3 protein-coding genes are annotated in these 3376 nt (G+C 74.4%); 1 reads left to right on the top strand and 2 read right to left on the bottom strand.

From position 1 onward, the window contains the following. Positions 1–1803: ATP-dependent DNA helicase RecG (locus tag NBW84_RS23410; protein ID WP_250287456.1), on the bottom strand; the 1803-nt coding region annotated here is incomplete at its 3' end. A gap of 193 nt (positions 1804–1996) precedes the next feature. Here NBW84_RS23410 and rpmB point away from each other — a divergent pair. Next, positions 1997–2185: a 50S ribosomal protein L28 gene (gene rpmB / locus NBW84_RS23405; protein WP_007516655.1), complete on the top strand. Its 189-nt coding sequence runs from the start codon at positions 1997–1999 to the stop codon at positions 2183–2185. 110 nt (positions 2186–2295) lie between these two features. On the opposite strand, the gene thiD is transcribed toward rpmB, so the two are convergent. Continuing rightward, the gene (gene thiD, locus NBW84_RS23400) at positions 2296–3129 is read right to left on the bottom strand and encodes a bifunctional hydroxymethylpyrimidine kinase/phosphomethylpyrimidine kinase (RefSeq protein WP_250287454.1); all 834 of its coding nucleotides are present in this window, start codon (positions 3127–3129) and stop codon (positions 2296–2298) included. Between the last annotated feature and the right edge of the window lie 247 nt (positions 3130–3376).

The raw sequence follows: 3376 nt of genomic DNA, 5'->3' as shown, positions 1-3376 counted from the left end.
GGCCGCGCCGGCCACCGAGCCGCCGGCCACCGAGCCGCCGGCCACCGAGCCGCCGGCCACCGAGTCGCCGGCCATGCCCCCGGTCGCGGGGGCGTCGGCCGCGGGGACGTCATCGGCGTCGCCGGCGTCCCCACCGATGCGCGGGCAGACGACATAGGCCTGCCGGCCGGCGGCGACCTCGTCGCGGATGCGGCCCCACACCCGGCTGGCCCACTTCGGCGCTGTCGCGGGCACGACGAACGTGGAGATCGGCGAACGGCCGGCGGGCAGCTCGGTGAGCGTCGAGACCTCCAGGTCACCGAAGACGGTCATCGCGACCGTCCGCGGGATCGGGGTGGCGGTCATCACCAGCAGATGCGGCGGACGGTCGGACCGGGAGCGCAGCGCGTCCCGCTGCTCCACCCCGAAACGGTGCTGCTCGTCGACGACCACAAGAGCAAGATCGTGAAATACCACCGACTCCTCGAGCAGGGCGTGCGTGCCGACGACGAGGCCCACGCTGCCGTCCGCGACAGCGGCGAGCGCCTCCCGCCGCGCCTTCGCGCCCAGCGAGCCCGTCACCAGCACGGCCCGGGTCGCCTCGGGCGCGGCGTCGAGCTCCCCGGCCCGGCCCAGCGGGCCGAGCAGAGCGCGCAGGCTGCGCAGGTGCTGGGCCGCGAGCGTCTCGGTGGGCGCGAGCAGCACCGCCTGCCCGGCGGCGTCCACCGCGGCGAGCATCGCGCGCAGCGCCACCACCGTCTTGCCGGACCCGACCTCGCCCTGCAGCAGCCGGTGCATCGGGAAGGGCCGGGCGAGCTCCGCCGCGACCGTGGCGCCCACGGCACGCTGCCCGGCGGTGAGCGAGAAGGGCAGGGACGCGTCGAAGGCCGCGAGCAGACCGTCGGGACGCGGATGCCGCGGCGTCGCCGCGATCTTCTCGAGGTCGTGCCGACGCTGTGCCAGCGCGACCTGCAGGACGAGCGCCTCGTCCCATTTCAGCCTGGTCCGGCCACGGCCGACGTCCGCCCAGGACGACGGCTGGTGGACCAGCCGGTACGCCTCCAGCAGGCTCACCAGCCGGTAGCGGGCGCGGATGGCGGCCGGTAGTGGGTCGTCGAGCTCGGTCAGCAGCTCCAGGACGACCCGCACGCACGTGGCGATCGCCCAGCTCGGGATCTTCGCCGCAGTCGGGTAGATCGGGAGGATGCCGCCCGCGAAGCCCTCGACGTCCACGCCCGGGCCACCCCCACCGCCACCGGGAACCGCGCTGTCGCCGACCGCACCGTTACGGCTCGTGTCGTTACGGCTCGTGCCGTTACGAACCGCGCCCGCGTGGGCCGGGCGCTGCCCGTTCGCCGGCTCGGTGATCCCGGGGAGCTCGAGCTCTCCGGGGCTGTCGGAAAGCCCCGGGATCGTGTCGTCGAGCAGCTGCACCTCGGGGTTGGTCATCTGCTGCCGGTGGTTGAACACCTCGACCTTCCCGGCGAACAGCGCGGTCACCCCCGGCCGCAGGTCCCGCGACCGCCACGGCTGGTTGAAGAACGTCAGCGCGAGGCTGTGCCGGCCGTCGCTGACCGTGACGATCAGCATCTCCCGCCCGCGGCCGCGCAGCGGGCGCCGCTTGGCGCTGGTGACCCGCGCCTGGATGGTGACCGCCTCACCGACGGTGAGGTCACCGAGATCGGTCAGCTCCCCCCGCTCCTGGTAGCGCCTGGGCAGATGGGCGAGCAGGTCACCGACCGTCTCCAAATCCAGGGCACCGGCGAGCGCCGTGGCGGTCCGCGCGCCCACCACGTCCCGCAGCCGTGTCTGCTGGTCGACCACACCCACGATCCTGCCCGACCCCACCGACAGCTTCGATCTGCCCCACGCGTTCGGCCTGCCCGTGCGCTTTCGTGGACGGCCCTCACAGGCGCCTCACGGGCCGGCGGTGTCCGGTGGCGGCGCGGCGTGGGGTAGCCTCGGATGACCGCCGCGAACGCGGCATGATCATTACTATTCTCTGGCGGAGTGTCTCGTGTCTTCGGTGTGCGACGTCTGCGGCAAGGGGCCGGGCTTCGGTATGTCGGTCTCCCACTCCCACCGGCGCACGCGGCGGCGCTGGAACCCCAACATCCAGACCGTGCACGCGCTCGTCGGCAGGACGCCGAAGCGCCTGAACGTGTGCACCTCCTGCATCAAGGCCGGCAAGGTCACCCGGGCGTAGCCGCCCGCGCGCCTGCTTCCTCCGGCGTCGACAAGGCACCGGCGTTTCGCCCCGGCGGCACCGCGACGGGTGTGGCGGCTATCGCCGCTGTCAGGTATCGCCGCTGCCAGCTATCGCCGCTGCCAGGCGTGGTCGACCGGGCCGATGCCCGCGCCGAGCGGGAAGCCGGCTTCCAGCGCGCCGGTGACGTAGTCCTTTGCCGCGCGCACGGCATCGGGGACGTCCGCCCCGCGGGCCAGCAGCGACGCGATCGCGGACGCGAGCGTGCAGCCGGTCCCGTGGGTGTGCCGGTTATCGTGCCTGGGCGCCCGGAGCACCACGCTGTGGTGGCCGTCGGTGAGCAGGTCCACGGCGTCGCCGGGCAGGTGCCCGCCCTTGACCAGCACCCAGCGCGGCCCGAGGCCGAGCACGGCGCGCGCGGCGGCCGGCAGGTCCGCCTCGGTCCGCACCTCGACGCCGGTGAGCAGCCGCACCTCGTCGAGGTTCGGGGTCGCCACCGTCGCCACCGGCAGCAACCGGGTACGCACGGTCTGCACCGCCTCGGGCGCGAGCAGCGGATCCCCGTGCTTGGACACCCCCACGGGATCGACGACGACGGGGACGCCGGCCCCGGCCAGCTCGCCCGCGACCGCGGCGACGATCGGCGGTGACGACAGCATCCCGGTCTTGACCGCGTCCACCCCGATGTCGGCCACGACCGCGCGGATCTGCGCCACCACGGCCTCCGGCGGCAGCTCCCACACCCCGTGCACGCCCAGGGAGTTCTGAGCCGTCACCGCGGTCAGCGCGCTCATCCCGTGGACCCCGAAGGCCAGCGCGGTCTTCAGATCAGCCTGGATACCAGCGCCCCCGCCGGAGTCCGACCCCGCGATCGCCAACACCCGGGCCGGCGGCAGACGCGCGACCGGGCCGGGAGCGGAACCGAAAGAGACCACGGTCCCCACGCTAGACCGCTGCCCACCCGCCCCCGCGCCGCCCGTCTGGTAGGCGGGCGGACAGGTGTGCGAGTGGGGCGGTGACGTGGTTTTCGTCCCTCGCGGATCCAGGTTTTCGACGTCACGGCTCAGGACGTGCGGAAGTGGTCCCAGCCGCCCGGCGCGGCGGCCGTCGGGCCGGGCGGCCCCAGTGGCCGGAGCGGGCCGCCGCGCAGGTCCGGCGGGACGTTGCCGCCCACGACCCGCACGCCTGGCC

The sequence above is a fragment of the Protofrankia sp. CiP1_Cm_nod2 genome, from assembly GCF_920664355.1.
In the GTDB taxonomy this organism is placed as follows: Bacteria; Actinomycetota; Actinomycetes; order Frankiales; family Frankiaceae; genus Protofrankia.
The sequence above is the reverse complement of the archived record's forward strand: the minus strand, read 5'-3'. Positions and strand labels throughout refer to the sequence as shown.